This window comes from Nocardia sp. BMG51109 (genome assembly GCF_000526215.1).
Taxonomy (GTDB): Bacteria; Actinomycetota; Actinomycetes; order Mycobacteriales; family Mycobacteriaceae; genus Nocardia.
In genome coordinates this window covers 2,410,832-2,425,658 of sequence record NZ_JAFQ01000004.1, presented here as the reverse complement: position 1 = coordinate 2,425,658, position 14,827 = coordinate 2,410,832, and the positions used below count along the sequence as shown (strand labels likewise).

General features: G+C 70.0%; 12 protein-coding genes. 8 read left to right on the top strand and 4 right to left on the bottom strand.

Features of this window, described 5'->3' with window-relative positions; translation table 11 throughout:
- The first annotated feature begins 115 nt into the window (after positions 1 to 115).
- The 3 genes from D892_RS0112430 to D892_RS0112420 all read left to right on the top strand — a co-directional run bounded on the left by D892_RS0112430 (position 116) and on the right by D892_RS0112420 (position 3,757).
- Entirely contained in the window at positions 116 to 2,416 is a 2,301-nt protein-coding gene (locus tag D892_RS0112430; protein ID WP_024801548.1) for a transglycosylase domain-containing protein, read from the top strand.
- Positions 2,417 to 2,852: 436 nt separating this feature from the next.
- The gene (locus D892_RS0112425) at positions 2,853 to 3,320 is read left to right on the top strand and encodes a GyrI-like domain-containing protein (protein ID WP_024801547.1); all 468 of its coding nucleotides are present in this window, start codon (positions 2,853 to 2,855) and stop codon (positions 3,318 to 3,320) included.
- Between the two features lie 11 nt (positions 3,321 to 3,331).
- Positions 3,332 to 3,757: a GyrI-like domain-containing protein gene (locus tag D892_RS0112420; protein ID WP_024801546.1), complete on the top strand. Its 426-nt coding sequence runs from the start codon at positions 3,332 to 3,334 to the stop codon at positions 3,755 to 3,757.
- Between the two features lie 63 nt (positions 3,758 to 3,820).
- On the opposite strand, the gene D892_RS0112415 is transcribed toward D892_RS0112420, so the two are convergent.
- Together D892_RS0112415 and D892_RS0112410 are read right to left on the bottom strand one after the other, a co-directional pair.
- The gene (locus D892_RS0112415; protein ID WP_024801545.1) at positions 3,821 to 4,945 is read right to left on the bottom strand and encodes an inositol-3-phosphate synthase; all 1,125 of its coding nucleotides are present in this window, start codon (positions 4,943 to 4,945) and stop codon (positions 3,821 to 3,823) included.
- Entirely contained in the window at positions 4,938 to 5,495 is a 558-nt protein-coding gene (locus tag D892_RS0112410) for a PadR family transcriptional regulator (protein WP_024801544.1), read from the bottom strand. The genes D892_RS0112415 and D892_RS0112410 overlap by 8 nt, the downstream gene beginning before the upstream one ends.
- 157 nt (positions 5,496 to 5,652) lie before the next feature.
- On the opposite strand from D892_RS0112410, the gene D892_RS0112405 reads away from it, so the two are divergent.
- The 4 genes from D892_RS0112405 to D892_RS0112390 all read left to right on the top strand — a co-directional run bounded on the left by D892_RS0112405 (position 5,653) and on the right by D892_RS0112390 (position 11,663).
- A complete protein-coding gene (locus D892_RS0112405; RefSeq protein WP_024801543.1) occupies positions 5,653 to 6,063 on the top strand; it encodes a DUF5318 family protein in 411 nt (136 codons plus the stop codon).
- 868 nt (positions 6,064 to 6,931) lie between these two features.
- A complete protein-coding gene (locus D892_RS0112400) occupies positions 6,932 to 9,100 on the top strand; it encodes a transglycosylase domain-containing protein (RefSeq protein WP_232236333.1) in 2,169 nt (722 codons plus the stop codon).
- An 11-nt stretch (positions 9,101 to 9,111) separates the two neighbouring features.
- Entirely contained in the window at positions 9,112 to 10,833 is a 1,722-nt protein-coding gene (locus D892_RS0112395) for a glycosyltransferase 87 family protein (RefSeq protein WP_024801541.1), read from the top strand.
- A 77-nt stretch (positions 10,834 to 10,910) separates the two neighbouring features.
- Complete coding sequence (locus tag D892_RS0112390; RefSeq protein WP_024801540.1) at positions 10,911 to 11,663, top strand: isocitrate lyase/phosphoenolpyruvate mutase family protein; 753 nt, start codon at positions 10,911 to 10,913, stop codon at positions 11,661 to 11,663.
- A gap of 18 nt (positions 11,664 to 11,681) precedes the next feature.
- Here D892_RS0112390 and D892_RS0112385 read toward each other — a convergent pair whose 3' ends face one another.
- Positions 11,682 to 12,617: a DMT family transporter gene (locus D892_RS0112385; protein ID WP_024801539.1), complete on the bottom strand. Its 936-nt coding sequence runs from the start codon at positions 12,615 to 12,617 to the stop codon at positions 11,682 to 11,684.
- A gap of 83 nt (positions 12,618 to 12,700) precedes the next feature.
- Here D892_RS0112385 and D892_RS0112380 point away from each other — a divergent pair, with 83 nt between their 5' ends.
- On the top strand, positions 12,701 to 13,249 hold the full coding sequence (locus tag D892_RS0112380; RefSeq protein WP_024801538.1) for an ABATE domain-containing protein: 549 nt from the start codon (positions 12,701 to 12,703) through the stop codon (positions 13,247 to 13,249).
- A gap of 42 nt (positions 13,250 to 13,291) precedes the next feature.
- Here D892_RS0112380 and D892_RS0112375 read toward each other — a convergent pair whose 3' ends face one another.
- On the bottom strand, positions 13,292 to 14,674 hold the full coding sequence (locus D892_RS0112375; protein WP_024801537.1) for a glycosyltransferase 87 family protein: 1,383 nt from the start codon (positions 14,672 to 14,674) through the stop codon (positions 13,292 to 13,294).
- Between the last annotated feature and the right edge of the window lie 153 nt (positions 14,675 to 14,827).

The following is a 14,827-nucleotide window of genomic DNA, read 5'->3' as shown; positions in this document are numbered from 1 at the left end:
GACGGCATCACCGAGGTACGATGACGATCACTCGGGTTTCTCTCGTCACGGCGAGGGGCGACAGGCGGGACTGCTCCTCGTAGCACGGTTTGCGGCGCAACCACACGCAGGGGAGATGATCGTGAGCTCGATCCGCAAGCGACGCAGCCACGGCAGCCGGGAGGCGGCGCCGTACGCCTCGGTCGCCGGCTGGAACGAGCCGGCCTCCGGCACCGCTCGCCGCGGGCAGGCCGCACCGGGCCGGCCACACCGGCGGCCCCGGCCGCCGAATCGCGGAGCGGCACAGACCCGTCCGGAGCGCACCCGGGCCCAGCGGGTGCGGCGGCTGCTGCTGGCGCTGTTCCTGATCTTCTTCGTCCTCCCGGCGCTGCTGCTGACGCTGTCCTACTGGAGCGCCGAGATCCCCGAGCCGGCCGCGGTGCAGACCAACCAGATCGCCACCGTCACCGCGTCCGACGGCAGCACGGTGCTGGCGAAAGTGGTTCCCCCGGAGGGCAACCGGACCCCGGTACCGCTGTCGGACGTGCCGCAGCCGGTCCGCAACGCGATGCTGTCGGCCGAGGATCGGAACTTCTACACCAACCCCGGCTACTCGACCGAGGCGTACGCGCGCGCGGCCCGCGACAACCTGCTGGGCCACGACGACGCCGGCGGCGGCTCCACGATCACCCAGCAATACGTCAAGAACGCGTTCCTGAGTTCCGAACGCACGCTGTCGCGCAAGATGCGCGAGCTGATCATCTCGGCGAAGATGGCGCGGCAGTGGAGCAAGGACGACATCCTCGCGGCCTACTTCAACACCATCTACTACGGCCGCGGCGCGTACGGGATCGCGGCGGCCGCCCGGGCCTACTTCGACAAGCCGGTCCCGGAGCTGAACCTCGCCGAGGGCGCGGTGCTCGCCGCCGTGGTGCGCACGCCGTCGATACTCGATCCGGAAACCCACCTGGACCAGCTGAAGGCGCGCTGGAACTACGTGCTCGACGGCATGGTCGAGATGGGCACGCTGCCGGCCGGGGAGCGCGACGCGATCCAGTTCCCGGATATCGCGCCGATCGCCCAGACGGCCGACGACTCGGCGCACGGCCCGACCGGCCTGATCCGCACCCAGGTGCTGCGCGAGCTGCGCGCCGCCGGGGTGAGCGAGCACGAGATCAACACCGGCGCACTGCAGGTGGTGACGACCATCGACGCCCGCGCCCAGCAGGCCGCCACGGACGCCGTGCGCAACCGCCTGGGCCCGCAGCCGCCCGAACTGCGCGGCGCGGTCGTCTCGATCGATCCGCGCTCGGGCGCCGTTCGCGCCTACTACGGCGGCGACGACGGCGCCGGCTTCGATTTCGCGCAAGCCCCCTTGCAGACCGGATCGTCGTTCAAGACCTTCGCGGTGCTGGCGGCGCTGCAGCAGGGGATGCCGCTGTCCTATCGGCTCGACAGCGCGCCGGTCACGGTGAACGGCGTCCGGGTCACCAATGTCGAGGGCGAATCCTGCGGCACCTGCGCGCTCTCGGAGGCCTACAAGCGCTCGCTCAACACCAGCTTCTACCGGCTCGCCCAGACCATCGGGCCGCAGGCGATCGCCGACGCCGCGCATCAGGCCGGAATCCCGAAGCAGATCCCCGGGGTGCCCGGCCGCACCCTCACCGACGGCGACGGCCCGCCGCCGCCCGCGATAGTGCTCGGCGTGTATTCGGTGCGCCCGATCGACATGGCCTCGGCGTACGCGACCATCGCCGCGGCGGGCGTTTACCACCAGCCGTACTTCGTGCAACGGGTCGTGACCGGCGACGGCCGCGTGCTGCTGGACCGCGGTGCGCACGGCGGGCAGCTACCACCGGGCGAGCAGCGCATCCCGCGGCAGGCCGCCGAGACGACCATCCAGGCGATGCTGCCGATCGCCGCGTACTCCCACGGCCACGCGCTGGCCGACCGGCCGTCGGCCGCCAAGACCGGCACCACCCAGCTGGGCGATACCGGGGCGAACAAGGACGCGTGGATGATCGGCTTCACGCCGTCGCTGGCGACGGCCACGTGGGTCGGCACCGAACAGTCGCAGCCCATCCACACGTCGGGGGGCGCGCCCATCTACGGGTCCGGCCTGCCGTCGGATATCTGGAAGCAGACGATGGACGGCGCGCTGGCCGACACCCCGGTGGAGCCGTTCGGTGTGCCGGAGCAGAGCCCGCCGCCGGTCCCGCTGTTCAGCGACCCGCCCGCGGCACAGGCACCGTCGACGCAGGCGCCGCAGGGGGGCGGACCGTTCGACGTGCTCGGCCCGCAGTCGGGACAGCAGCAGCCGCAGCAACAGCAGGCGCCGGAACCCGCGCCGGAACCCGTGGTCGTGCTCCCGCCCCCGCCGCCCGAACCGAGGCAGGTGGAGATCTTCCCCGGGCTGAGCATCCCGGTGCCGGGCTGACCGACAACGCTGCCGGGCCGACCGGCGGTCTACACCGCCGGACCGCGGAGCGACGTGCCGTAGCGAACGACAACGTCGGGGCAGCCGAGTTGTGACAAAACGAATCCTCGTTGTGCAGCCATCATCCGGCGACCGCCGATAGGGTGGAGCCCGGGTGAGAAACCTGGTGCGCAAACCGCATGACTGCCGTTCACAAGGCGCCGGACATCGACATCGATGACATGGCATGAATTCCGAATGGGCCCGATGTCCGGCGACAGTGGCAGGATGCGGGAGGATGTGCGCACAGTGACAAACCAACGGGACGAACTCGTCGCAGGGGATCCGCCGCAAGCGGTCACGGATGGGATCGGACCCCGCTGGCAGCATCGTGGAGTCCGGCGTCGGCCCGAGCCGCGCGGGATTGCACACAGCACGAGACATAGGGGCGACACCGGTGGATTTCAATGTCGTTGACCGCCACGAGACGCTGGTGGCGGGGACGGTGCTACGGAGCCCGGCACTGGCGGTCGAGGGACCGCGCCGGCTGAAGGTGGAGGAGACCTGGAAGCGCACTCTCGCGCGCAAACTACCCGGCCCGCCGGCGACCGCGTACGTGGACCACGCGCCGGAAATCGGGTCGTATCTGACCCACATCGTCGGCTATCACTGCGCCACCGTGGACGATCTGCTGGCCGGTGACGTGCTGGCCCGGGTGCCCGCCGGCCGGTTCGCCCGGTTCATCCGCAGCGGCGACAACCTGGGCGACACCATCGTGTCCGTCTGGCGCGCGGTGTGGGATCTCGAGGCGGCCGGGGCGCTGGTGCGCTCCTACACCGGAGACTTCGAGCATTATCCGGATACGAAGACGGTCGAGGTGTTCGTCGCCCTGAAGGACGACGGCACGGTCGAGGGCGACAGGTAGGGGGCACGACGGTGGACTTCGAAATCGTGACACTGGACGACAGCCTGGTCGCCGGGCTGACCGTGCCGCTGGCGGGCCGCGAGGTGACCGCGCGCGACCTGGATCTGGTGAACTTCACCTGGGATCGCTACCTGTCCCGGGAGAAGAACGTGCCCCGGGTGGCCGCCTACATCGGACAGTACGACCACGCCGTCGCGGTGCTCGGCTACGCACTGGAATCGTTGCAGGAGCTGGACACCGGCGACGTGATGACGCGCATCCCGGCCGGGCGCTACGCCAAGTTCGTCGTCTCCGACAAGCCCTACGACCTGCTGCGCACGGCGTGGGCGAAGGTGGCCAAGGCCGAGAGCGCCGGCACCATCACCCGCTCGCACACCGCGGAGCTGGAGCGCTACACCGGCCCGACATCGGTCGAGGTGTACGTCTCGCTGGACTGAGACCGGCGACACGGCAGAGCCCGGCCGGGAACTCCGGCCGGGCTCTGCCTCGGGCAGGGCTGCCTACTGGGCCCCGCTGATGAACTCCTCCAGCTGAGTCCGGGCGACATCGTCGGCCAGCTGCTGCGGCGGCGACTTCATCAGGTAGGCCGAGGCCGGCAGGATCGGGCCGCCGAGGCCGCGGTCCTTGGCGATCTTGGCCGCGCGGATGGCGTCGATGATGATGCCGGCCGAGTTCGGCGAATCCCACACCTCGAGCTTGTACTCCAGGTTCAGCGGCACGTCGCCGAAGGCACGGCCCTCCAGCCGCACGTAGGCCCACTTCCGGTCGTCGAGCCAGCCGACGTGGTCGGACGGGCCGATATGCACCTCGTTCGCGCCCAGCTCCTTCTTCAGGTTGCTGGTGACGGCCTGGGTCTTGGAGATCTTCTTGGACTCCAGCCGCTCCCGCTCGAGCATGTTCTTGAAATCCATGTTGCCGCCGACGTTCAGCTGCATCGTGCGGTCCAGCTGGACGCCGCGGTCCTCGAACAGCTTGGCCATCACGCGGTGCGTTATGGTCGCGCCGACCTGGCTCTTGATGTCGTCGCCGACGATCGGGACGCCGGCGTCGGCGAACTTGCGCGCCCACTCCGGATCCGACGCGATGAACACCGGCAGCGCGTTCACGAACGCGACACCGGCGTCGATAGCGCACTGCGCGTAGAACTTGTCGGCCTCCTCCGAGCCCACCGGCAGGTAGGACACCAGGACATCGACCTGCGCGGCCCGGAGCGCCTCGACCACGTCGACCGCCTCGGTATCGGACAGCTCGATGGTCTCCGCGTAGTACTTGCCGATGCCGTCCAGCGTCGGGCCGCGCTGCACGGCGACCCCGCTCGGCGGCACGTCCGAGATCTTGATGGTGTTGTTCTCGCTGGCGAATATCGCATCCGACAGGTCGAACCCGACCTTCTTGGCGTCGACGTCGAACGCGGCGACGAACTTCACGTCGCGGACGTGGTAGGTCCCGAACTTGACATGCATGAGGCCGGGCACGGTCGCGCTCTCATCCGCGTCCCGGTAGTACTGCACGCCCTGGATCAGCGAAGACGCGCAGTTGCCCACACCCACGATGGCCACCCGAATCTCGGTACCGGATTCGGCGCCCGCCTTGCCGGCGTGCTCAGCCGTGTTGACATCACTCATGGCCGATATTTCCCTCTTTCTGTGGTGCCGCCTTCATCGACTGCTCCGCGGCGATCAATTCGTTGAGCCAGCGCACTTCGCGCTCGCTGGATTCCAGGCCGAGCTGGTGTAGCTGGCGGGTGTAGCGATCGAGGGTGCCGCTGGCCCGTTTGATCGCCTCCCGCAGTCCCTCTCGGCGCTCCTCGACCTGCCGCCGCCTGCCCTCGAGAATCCGCATCCGCGCCTCGGCGGGGGTGCGGCCGAAGAAGGCGAGGTGAACGCCGAAGCCGTCGTCGGTGTAGTTCTGCGGACCGGTGTCGGCGAGCAGCTCACTGAACCGCTCCCGGCCGGCCTCGGTCAGCTGATAGACCCGCCGCGCACGCCTCGTGACCGCACCGGCCGGACTCTCCTCGGCGATCAGCTCGTCGGCCTGCATGCGGCGCAGGGTCGGGTAGAGCGATCCGTAGGAAAAGGCCCGGAACGGGCCCAGCAGGCCCGTCAGCCGCTTGCGCAGCTCGTAGCCGTGCATGGGCGAGTCCAGGAGCAGCCCGAGAATCGCCAGCTCGAGCACGGGCCTCACCTCCTGACTGTTATCTGCAGACCTAACCGGTTGATGCGATGACCAACTATATCGGACCGATACATCCAGCGACACCCCGGGGCCGTGTGAACCGATCCGTTCGGTCAGCGGGGGCGCGACGTCGGTGGGGACAGCTACTCTGGGGGGCGTGCGAATTCAGCGGCAGGTGGTCGACTATGCGCTCCGGCGCAGGTCGCTGCTGGCCGACGTCTATGCGGGCCGAGTGGACGTCGCCGAGGTGTGCGATGCGCACCCGTATCTGTTGCGGGCGGCGAAGTTCCACGGGCGGGGGAGCGAGGTCACATGTCCGATCTGCCGGAAAGAGCAGTTGACCCTCGTGTCGTGGGTCTACGGCGACGGACTGGGGCCGGCCGCGGGTTCGGCCCGCGCGCCCGAGGAGCTGGTCCGGCTGGCGGAGACCCGCGAGGAGTTCACGGTGCACGTCGTCGAGGTGTGCCGAACCTGCAGCTGGAACCATCTGGTGCAGTCCTATGTACTCGGCCGCACGCCGGCGCCCAGGCGTCGTCGCACCGGCACCCGGCGGACCGCCGCCGAGTGATGGGCACCGTCGACTGATATGCGGAGCACAGGTGTGCCCGCCCGCGATCGAGCGCACAGCGGCTCGAGCGAGGAGGCCCGAAGGAGGAGGCTTGCGTAACCCTGGCACGTTCCGCGAGCATCTCCGTCGGGCACCGTGGCGTCGGCGGCCGTCCGGCACCGTGGCCGCCGCTGTCGGACACCGCGGTGGCAGCGGTGCGTAACCGCGTAGGCTCCCGCTCCGATCACCGAACGATCAGCGCGTCGATCGCAACGAGCTACCCGGACCGTTACGAGTTATGGAGATCCAGGCTGTGACTTCGCCCTACGACGATGGACCCGACGGCGGGCACCCCCCGCGCGGCTCACAACCGCGGCCCGGCGGCTATCCGCCGCCCCGGCAGTCCGGCCCGCCACCCGGGCGCCCACTGCCACCGGTTCCTCCAGGGCAGGGCCCCGGCCCGGGCCCGCGCGGTCCCGGCGGCCCGCCGCCGCGCCGGCCCGGACCACCGCCGCAGGGGGACCCTCGCGGCTCACAGCCGCCGCGCGGGCCGGGCGGTCAGCCGCCGCGCCGGCCCGGACCACCGCCGCCGCAGCGTCCGGGGTCCGCACCCCGGTCCGGCCCGGTGCCGAACCCCGACGAACCCACCAGGAAGACCCCGACGGGATCGCTGAGCGAGGCGGTCGCCCAGCGAAATCAGCGCTCCGGCGCGGCCGGCCGGCCGCGCTCGGCACGCGACGGCAACCGCGCGTCCGCCGGCCCGAGCACCGGCGGCCATCGGGCCGGCGGCGCGCCGCCCTCCGGGCCGCCCCCGCGCAGGGGTTCCGGCGGCAGCGGCTCCGGCCCCGGTGGCCGCCGCCCGCAGGCGAAGAAGAAGTCGCCGTGGCGCATCGTGCGTCGTGTGCTGTACGTGTTGCTGGCGTTGGCCATCGTGGTGCCCAGTGCGGTCTTCCTGGTCGCCTACACCACCGCATCGGTACCCCAGCCGGGTGATCTCAAAACCAATCAGGTCGCCACCATCCTCGCCTCCGACGGCACCTCGGAGATCAGCAAGATCGTTCCGCCGGAGGGCAACCGCACCGACGTCACCATCGACCAGATACCGCCGCACGTCCGCAATGCCGTGCTCGCGGCCGAGGACCGGGACTTCTACACCAACCCGGGCTTCTCGATCTCCGGTTTCACCCGCGCCGCCCGCGACAACCTGCTGGGCCGCGACAGCGCCGGCGGTGGCTCGACGATCACCCAGCAGTACGTCAAGAACTCGATGGTCGGCAGCCAGCGCTCGGTCACCCGCAAGATGCGCGAGCTGGTGATATCGGCCAAGATGGCGCGGCAGTGGGCCAAGGACGACATCCTGGCCGCCTACCTGAACACCATCCCGTTCGGCCGCGGCACCTTCGGCATCGACGCGGCGGCGCACGCCTACTTCGACAAGAAGGTGCAGGACCTGACGGTCGAGGAGGGCGCGATGCTCGCCGCGACCATTCAGCAGCCCTACGGCCTGGATCCGGAGAACAATCCGAAGGGCGCCGAGGCGCGCTGGAACTACGTGCTCGACGGCATGGTCGGCGCCGGCTTCCTGCCGGCCGCCCAGCGGCAGGGGATGACCTACCCGCCGGTGCAGCCGTCGAGCAAGGCCAGCGAGGACCCCACCGGTTCCGGGCCCGAGGGCTTGATAAAGCGCCAGGTGATGAAGGAGCTGTCCGACGCCGGCATCAGCGACACCCAGATAAATACCGAGGGCCTGCAGATCACCACCACGATCGACCAGAAGGCGCAGCAGGCCGCCGTCGACGCCGCCCAGAAGAACATGCAGGGCGAGCCCGACAATCTCCGCACGGCCGTGGTGTCGGTGGATCCGAAGACGGGCGCGGTGCGGGCCTACTACGGCGGCTCCGACGGCCAGGGCTACGACTTCGCCAACGCCGGCCTGATGCCGGGTTCGTCGTTCAAGCCGTTCGGCCTGGCGGCGAACCTGGAGCTGGGCAAGCCGCTGTCGACGATGTACGACAGCGCGCCGCTCACCGTGAACGGCATAAAGATCACCAACGTGGAGGGCGAGTCCTGCGGCACCTGCACCATCGCCGAGGCGCTGAAGCGGTCGCTGAACACCAGCTTCTACCGCATGGAGCTGGACATGGGCCAGAACTCGGGCCCGCAGAAGATCGCCGCCATGGCGCACAAGCTCGGCATCCCGGAAACCATTCCGGGCGTGGGCAAGAGCCTGTCCGACCCCGACGGCGGCCCGCCGAACAACGGCATCGTGCTCGGCCAGTACCAGGCCCGGCCGCTGGATATGGCCTCGGCGTACGCGACCCTGGCCGCCTCCGGCACGTATCACCAGCCGCATTTCGTATCGAAGGTGGTGACCTCCGACGGGCAGGTCCTCCTCGACCGCGGCGATGTCGCCGGTGAACGCCGCGTCCCGGGACCGATCGCCGACAACGTGACCTCGGCGATGCAGCCGATCGCGGGCTGGTCGCGGCATCACGATCTGGCCGGCGGCCGGGCCTCGGCGGCCAAGACCGGCACCGCCCAGCTCGGCGAGACCGGCGAGAACCGCGACGCCTGGATGGTCGGCTACACGCCGTCGCTGTCCACGGCGGTGTGGATAGGCACCGAGGACGGCGAGAAGCTGCGCGGGAGCAGCGGGATGATATACGGTTCCGGCCTCCCGTCGGATATCTGGAAGGACACCATGGACGGCGCCCTGAAGGGCACGCCCAACGAGCCCTTCCCGAAGCCGGCACCCATCGCGGGCCAGGCGGGCGTGCCGTCGTGGACCGCGGCCTACACGCCACCGTCCACGACGCAGGAGTACACGCCGCCGGTGGTGGTGGCCCCGTCACAGGTGGAGATCCTGCCGGGCATAACGATTCCGGTGCCGGGCGTGCAGCCCAACCAGCAGTCGCCGCAGCAGCGGCAGCAGGGCCAGCAGCAGGAGTCCGGTCAGGGCCCGCTGCCCGGTCAGCCGGTCGCTCCCTCCGGCGCACCCGGTGGGACCGAGGGTGAATCACAAGGCACGGGCAACGATTCGGCGCCGGGGCAACGGTAGCCTCGAGTGCCGTGATCGAGCAGCAACTGGTGAACCCGCCAGCCGCCGGGGACGCGGAGGCCGACGAGAACCGCGGCCACACGTCCCCGGCGGTGCCGGCACCGGACCTGCGCTCCGCCGACCGCCGTGACAAACCCAGCCGCACCGATTCGCTGACCGCGCAGCTGTCCACCATCGTGGGCGGACCGGTCGGCGACCACGCGCTGATCGGACGCACCCGGTTCTGGACGCCGCTGCGGGTGATGCTGGCATTCGCGGTGGTATTCCTGGCGCTGAGCTGGGCGGGTAAGGCCGGTTGCATCCAGCAGACCTCCGACGGCGCCGGCGGGCTGACCCTGGACTGGAACAACGGCCGCCAGTACGTGGCCATGTGTTACTCGGACACGGTGCCGCTGTTCGGCGCCGAGCATCTGGACGAGGGCGCGTTCCCGTACAAGAAGCAGTGGACCGAAATCGGTGCCGACGGCCGGCCGGACGCGCGGTACATGGAGTATCCGGTGCTGTCGGGTCTCTACCAGTACGTCGCGAGCCAGCTGGCCTTCGCCTGGAAACAGCTGCCCCTGCCCGATGCGCTGACCGTCGTGGTGTATTTCAACATCGCCGTCGTGGGGCTGGCGCTGGCCTGGCTGGTGACGGTGTGGGCCTCCGCGCGGCTGTCCGGCCGCCGGGTGTGGGATGCCGCGCTGGTGGCGCTGTCGCCGCTGGTGCTGGTCCACGCGTTCACCAATTTCGACGCGCTGGCAACGGCTTTCGCGGCGACCGGCCTGCTGGCCTGGGCGCGTCGGCGCCCGGTGCTGGCGGGCGTGCTGCTCGGCCTGGGCGGTGCGGCGAAGCTGTATCCGCTGCTGCTCCTGGGCCCGATTCTGGTGCTGTGCCTGCGCACCGAGAACCGCCAGCGGCTGACCGGACTGCGTGAGCGGCTGCGCGACCGCGGCGGGATCGGCCACGGCCTCCGCGAGTACCTCGCTGACGCGCAGCTGAGCCCGCTGCGGTCGGCCGGCCTCACGATCACCGCGGCGGCCGGATCCTGGCTGCTGGTGAATCTGCCGATCGCCCTGCCGTTCTCGTCCGGCTGGCGGGAATTCTTCCGGCTGAACACCGAACGCCACGCCGACCCGGATTCGATCTACAACGTGATCACGTCGTTCACCGGCTGGCCGGGCTTCGACGGCACGCTCACCCCGTCGCAACCCCCGACCGTGCTGAATCTGGTGTCGCTGGCGCTGTTCGCGGCCGCCTGCGCGGTCATCGCCTACATCGGGCTGACCGCGGCGCGGCGGCCGCGGGTGGCGCAGTTGATGTTTCTGGTGGTGGCCGCGTTCCTGCTGACCAACAAGGTGTGGAGCCCGCAGTACTCGCTGTGGCTGGTGCCGCTCGCGGTGCTGGCGCTGCCGCATCGGCGAATCCTGTTGGCGTGGATGACGATCGACGCGCTGGTGTGGTTCCCGCGCATGTACTACTACCTGGGCGTCGACCAGAAGGGCGTGCCCGAGCAGTGGTTCACCGGCACCGTGATTCTGCGCGACCTGGCGGTGATCGGGCTGTGCGCGTTGATAGTTCGGCAGATCTACCGGCCGTCGGAGGACGTGGTCCGGCGCGACGGCACCGACGATCCGGTCGGCGGCGTGCTGGACCGGGCGGCCGATCCGCTGCTGCCGTGGCTGCCGTCGGCGCTGCGGCCGCACCCGACACCGCTCGCCTCGGCCGTGGCGCCGGTCCCGGCACACCGATAGCCGCCCGGCGGAGTGGTCCACGGTTCGCGCCGTGTTGTGGACCTGGCACCGTGCCACTTCGATGGAAAGATCGCTGTATGAGCACTCTCGGCGACAGCGCCACAACATTTCTCGCCCTGCACCGCCCCGGCGATCCCGCGATCCTGCCGACGGTCTGGGACGCCTGGTCGGCGAATCTGGTGCAGGAGGCCGGATTCGCGGGGCTCACGGTCGGCAGCCATCCGCTGGCCGACTCCGTCGGCAAGTCCGACCAGGAAGGCATGGCATTCCCGGAGGTGCTCGCGCGGGTGCGCGAGATCACCTCGGCCGTGGGCATTCCCGTCTCGGTCGATCTGGAATCGGGCTACGGTCAGCAACCCGAGCGGCTGATCGAGGGTCTGCTGGCGGCCGGCGCGATCGGATTCAATCTGGAGGACACCGTGCATGCCGAGGGAGGCCGGCTGCGCGAGCCGCAGGAACATGCCGATCTCGTGGCGGCGCTGCGCCGGGCCGCGGACGCGACCGGCGTGCACGTGGTCATCAATGCCCGCACCGACCTGCTGCTGCGGCAGATCGGGGACGAGTCGGACCGGGTCGACCGGGCCATCGCCCGGTTGCGGCTGGCCGCCGAGGCGGGAGCCGACGTGCTGTACCCGGTGGGCGTCCACGCGCCCGACGTACAACGCCGGCTCTGCGCCGAACTGCCGTTGCCCGTCAACGCCATCGGCATACCCGACCAGGGCGGGCCGGGCTACTTCGCCGAACTCGGCGTCGCCCGAGTCAGTTTCGGCCCGTTCCTGCAACGAGCCCTGAACACCGAGGTGAACCGGCTCCTCGAGCGGTGGCGCTGAAAGATCCTGCGACACCGATCAGCGAGTTGTGATCGACTGCGCCGCACGGGCATCCGCCGAGAGTTCGTCCGTCTCCGCGTCCACGCTCGAACGATCCGGCGCCCGCCGTGCGGCCAGCACCATGCCGACGACACCGATGCCGAGCCCGGCAATCGTCAACGGCCGCAACGGCTGATCGATCAGCAGCCAGGCCATCAGAGCGGTGACGGCGGGCGTGGCGAAGAACAGCCTGCCCACCCGGGTGGTGTCCCAGCGCCGCAGCATGGCGTTGAGCAACAGGAACGCGCCCATCGAATTGACCACCACGATCCACACCATGGCGCCGGCGAAGCGCGCCGGATCGGCGATGTGAAAGTCGTTGCCCACCAGTGCGAGCAGACCCGCCACCGGCGCGCTGGCCAGCGCATGCACCGCGGTCGAGCTGCGCGTATCGATGGTCGGCGTGAAGCGCTTCTGATACACGGTGCCGAGGCTGAGGCCCAGCAGGCCGACGAGGCACAGCACCAGCCCCGCGAGCGAGAACGCCGACTGATCGACGACGGCCAGCCCGACACCGATCCCGCCGAGCCCGAAGCCCAGCCACTGACGGACCGTGACGTTCTCGCCCAGTACGCGCCCCGCGAACAGGGCGATCACCACCGGATTCAGGCCCTGCACCAGGGAGATCACCGCCGCCGAGACGTGCTCGGCCATCGCCGTGTAGAACGCGCCGAACTGCACCGCCTGCATCAGCAGACCGGCGACGGTGGCGTGCACCAACTGAGCCCCGCGCGGCCACCGTGCGCGCACCACAACGGCGTACAGCGTGAGGGCCACCCCGGCCAGCCCGAATCGGACGAACAACACCAGGAAAGGCGGCGCGGCGCCCACCCCGACGATTCCCGCGATGAACGCGCTGCTCCACATCACGATGAAGGCCGCGGGCGCGACCGTATCCCTCAGCCGAGTCTTCACGAGGCCTCCCGCAGTAACCATCTGAACCGGTTATTACCGTGTCACCGACCCAAGTAACCTGTCAAGGTGGTTACGATGGGGGCATGTTCACGTTCGTCGGCGGCAATCTCGCGCTGGATTTCGCCGGGACGGTCGCCGCCCGCACCAGCGACTACCGGGACAGACTGGTCACACCGGCAGACCTGGCGCGCTGGCTGGTCGAGGCCGACCTGCTCGATACGGTTCCGCACTGCGACGACGCCGACCTGCGCCGCGCCGTCGACGTGCGCGAGGCCACCTACCGGCTGGCGCTGGCCACCATGCGGCACGAGCCGTTCGACGAGGCCGATCGCACGCTCGTCAACGAGGCCGCCCGGGGCGACCTGCCCGTCGTCACACTGCTCCCCGACACCCCCGATACCCTGGTGCGCCGCACCGGCACCGTGGAGGCCGCCCTCGCGGCCATCGCACGCTCTACGATCGACCTGCTGGGCGGCCCCGACCGGCAGCGCATCAAACAATGCGGCCGGGACGGCTGCACCCGGCTCTATATCGACACCTCGCGCGGCGGCACCCGGCGCTGGTGCGAGATGGCCCGATGCGGCAATCGCGCGAAGAGCGCCGCGTTCCGGGCCCGGCACACCGGGTCGTGACGCCGCCGCGCGCGACAACGACTGCGGCAGGGCGGGATTCTCTCAGCGGTAGATCGACACCAGATCGCCGCTGTTGTACTTGGGCACCGGCGCGGGGTCGACCACCCGCGCCCGGGGATGCGCCCGCAGGAAGGCGAAGAAGAACACCGCCAGCAGCAGCGCGCGCCCCCAGACGCCGAACTGCACGACATGCTGTTCGAGGTCGGCCGATTCCCCCGAGGCGAGGGCATAGAAGTAGCGGAACACCCCGATCCCGATCGCGGCATCCGCCAGCAGATACCCGGCGACGGCCGACCACGGCACCGCGAGCAGCACCAGGAACGGAATCAGCCACAGGGTGTACTGCGGCGAATGCACCTTGTGGAACAACAGGAATCCACACAGCATCGCGCCGCTCACACCGACCCACGGATACGCCTCACCCGAGCTGTAGCGCTTCCAGCCCAGACCCAGCGCCAGCACGAACGACACCAGCACCAGCACCGGCGACGCCGCCGACACCACGTCCTGGAACGACGCCTCGCTGCCCGCCGTATCTCCGAACAGCGGCCGCAACCCCCAGTACCACAGCGAGTTCGTGGTGATGTCGGCCTCGCGCAACTGCTGGAAGGTGATCGAGGCCCGCCATCCCTCGTAACCCGCCACGGCGAACGGCAGGTTGATCGCGACCACCGTCCCGGCCGCGGCGGCCACCACCGCCAGCGCGCCCCGCACGTCGTAACCGCGCAGCGGCCGAACGTCACCGTCGCGCGGCTCGTCACCGCGGGTCAGCACGTATATCAGCAGGGGCAGCACGAAGATCCCCGGATACAGCTTCAGGCAGAAACCGATCGCCAGCAGGACCGCGGCGGCGATCCCTCTGGCCCGCAACGAGTATCGGGGCAGCGCGGTGACGACGTACACCGCGGCCACCGACATGCACACCACCGGCAGTTCCCAGTTGTGGAAGGCGTAGAGCAGCAGCGGCGGACTCACCGACCACAGCAGTGCGGCCGGGCCCGACAGCCGGCCCAGCAGCCACGCGGTCAGCAGCGCGAACGGTGCCAGCAGCAGCGCCGAATGCAGCAGGAACGCGGCGTCGTCATGGGCGCCCAGCGCGCCGAGCCACATCAGCAGGCCACTGAGTACCGGGTATTCCACAGCGCCACCGGTCAGTGTGCCGTCGGGGGTGATACCGCCGCTGATGTACGGGAACACGTGCTCGTTGATGCTGCGCCCGAGCCACAGGAACTGGATGTCGGAGTAGCAGACCCGGGAGTCCTTGATGTGGTCGAACATCTCGCTGCGGCCGTCGGAATCGAACGGGCCGCCGGCGCATCGCGCCTTGTTGAGATAGGCGAACACCAGCAGCACGCCGCACAGCAGCGTCGCCACGACGGCGGCGGCCCGGCCCACCGGGCGCGCGGTATCCGCTCGGTTCGACATGGGCACCACGATATGTTCCCACCCCGCCGCCGTCCGCACTCGTCCGCGCGGGGCCCGGCCTCTCGTCCGCGCGGGGCCCGGCACCGACTGCCGCCCGGGCTCGACGTCGCTTTCCGCCGGACTCGATTTCGTGGCGGATCACCAGCTCATGTA

Bases quoted from the DNA above. Each gene is read 5' to 3' on its own strand.
- D892_RS0112380 (WP_024801538.1), top strand. From the start codon at position 12,701: ATGTTCACGTTCGTCGGCGGCAATCTCGCGCTGGATTTCGCCGGGACG.
- D892_RS0112375 (WP_024801537.1), bottom strand. From the start codon at position 14,674: ATGTCGAACCGAGCGGATACCGCGCGCCCGGTGGGCCGGGCCGCCGCC.
- D892_RS0112430 (WP_024801548.1), top strand. From the start codon at position 116: ATGATCGTGAGCTCGATCCGCAAGCGACGCAGCCACGGCAGCCGGGAG.
- D892_RS0112390 (WP_024801540.1), top strand. From the start codon at position 10,911: ATGAGCACTCTCGGCGACAGCGCCACAACATTTCTCGCCCTGCACCGC.
- D892_RS0112415 (WP_024801545.1), bottom strand. From the start codon at position 4,945: ATGAGTGATGTCAACACGGCTGAGCACGCCGGCAAGGCGGGCGCCGAA.